Source organism: Microbacterium sp. Bi128 (assembly GCF_918698205.1).
In genome coordinates, this window is the sequence record NZ_CAKKMM010001077.1 from 1 (window position 1) to 1769 (window position 1769).

Genomic DNA, 1769 nt, shown 5'->3' on the forward strand with positions numbered 1-1769 from the left:
GCCTTTGGAGGTGGCACTGTCGGCTTCGGTGGCGACCAACTCCAGAGCGCACTCGGATGGTGAGCAAAACAGGCCTAGAAAGGGTTGGTTGTTGTGGGAAGAAAAGCTGAGCATCCGGTAAGGAATGCTCTGATCCTTAGTGGCGTGTTATTGAGCGCAACGGTCGCGGTGATCCTGGTAGGACCTCAGGACCACGTGTCACAGGAGGTCGTGGCACTACTCGCCGGCCTGGCCGTGGGTGTGTGGTTGCTGCGTTTCTCACCGCCCTGGCGATGGCTAGCCATGTTGGTTTTGGTGCTTTCCCTCGTTCTCTGTTTGGTGTTGGGCCCAGCCGGAATCGCGTGGTTCGGTGGGTTTATTTTGGGCACTCAGGCAGGACTGGCCTGGCAGCATGCAAGTAAGCGCCGTGAGCCCGCTCAGCAGGCCCGGGAAACCGCAAAAAAGGAACGCTGACGGCTGTCGGATCACGATGCAAGATGTGGATCGTCGGCGCTCTTGGTTTCGCAAATTTGCGCGTGTATCGTTGGCTATCGTTGTATATCGTTCACGGTCGTCCAGAGGAGAGCATGATGCGCAGTTCTTACCCGGCAGGCGGATTTCGCGGCAACAATGTCGACGGCATGTGGCAGGCCGTAGAGGAGTTGCGTTCGAGGTTCGAGAAGCGCTCGGGTTCCCGGGCGGGGCGTGGCGAGGTGCGCTCGGCTGTGCTGGCACTGCTCGCCGAGCGGCCGATGCACGGCTATCAGATTATTCGTGAAATCGAGGAGCGCAGCGGCGGCACCTGGAAGCCCAGCGCCGGCTCCGTCTATCCGACCCTCCAGCTGCTGGCCGACGAGGGCCTTATCCGTGCTGAGGAATCCAACGGCCGCAAGATCTATTCCCTGACGGACGCAGGCCGCGAGGAGATGGCGGGTGCCGGTACGTCAGCGCCCTGGGAGTCGACGGGTCCGGCGTCGGGCTCGGGATTCGCGGCGCTGCCCAAGGCGGGCGTCGAGCTCGCGCAGGCCGCCTCCCAGGTGGGACGCACCGGCACGCCGGAGCAGGTGCAGGAAGCCGTGGCGGTGCTCGATGACGCGCGCCGCCGGCTGTACGCGATCCTCGCCCAGGGCTGACCGGGGTGATGTCGGTTCGCCGGGACCGGGCAGCTCCGGGACCCGGCACCCGGGGCCACCGGGCCCGTTACCGCCGAATCCTGCGCTTCGCCGCATGGCATCTCGCGGTGACCTGGTGGTTCGAGCTGTTCCTCCCCCGCATCGGGCTGGTGCGGATTGCCGAGCGCACCAGGGCGAAGAGGATGCGGCGCTTCGCGCAACGCTTCCATGCGCTGGCGGTGGACCTCGGCGGCCTCATGATCAAAGTCGGACAGTTCCTGTCCTCCAGGCTCGACGTGCTGCCGCCCGAGATCACCAAGGAACTCGAGGGGCTGCAGGACGAGGTGCCTCCGGTTTCGTTCCCCGCGATCCGCGCCCTCGCCGAAGCTGAGCTGGGCGCGCCGCTGGAGCAGTTGTTCGCCTCGGTCGAGGAGACACCGATCGCAGCAGCGTCCCTCGGGCAGGCGCACCGGGCGAGGCTTGGCCCGGGCGACGCCGCCGACACCGGGCTCGACCGCGTGGTGCTGAAAGTGCAGCGGCCGGGCATCAAGGCCATTGTCGACGTCGACCTGGCGGCACTGCGCAAAGTGGGCGGCTGGCTCAGCCACGTGCGCCTGGTGTCTGATCGTGCCGACATGCCCGCCCTGGTCGAGGAGTTTGCGCAGACCAGTCTTGAGG

Annotated in this window: 2 protein-coding genes; both read left to right on the forward strand. The window is 65.8% G+C overall.

Going from position 1 to position 1769, the window contains the following annotated elements; all coding sequences use genetic code 11:
* Positions 1 to 569: 569 nt before the first annotated feature.
* Positions 570 to 1112 carry a PadR family transcriptional regulator gene (locus LQV45_RS29905; RefSeq protein WP_223915556.1) on the forward strand — a complete coding sequence of 181 codons (543 nt, stop codon included), beginning with the start codon at positions 570 to 572 and terminating at the stop codon, positions 1110 to 1112.
* Between the two features lie 5 nt (positions 1113 to 1117).
* Positions 1118 to 1769, forward strand: a 652-nt coding sequence (locus LQV45_RS29910) for an ABC1 kinase family protein (RefSeq protein WP_374208333.1), incomplete at its 3' end; no start/stop codon positions are given.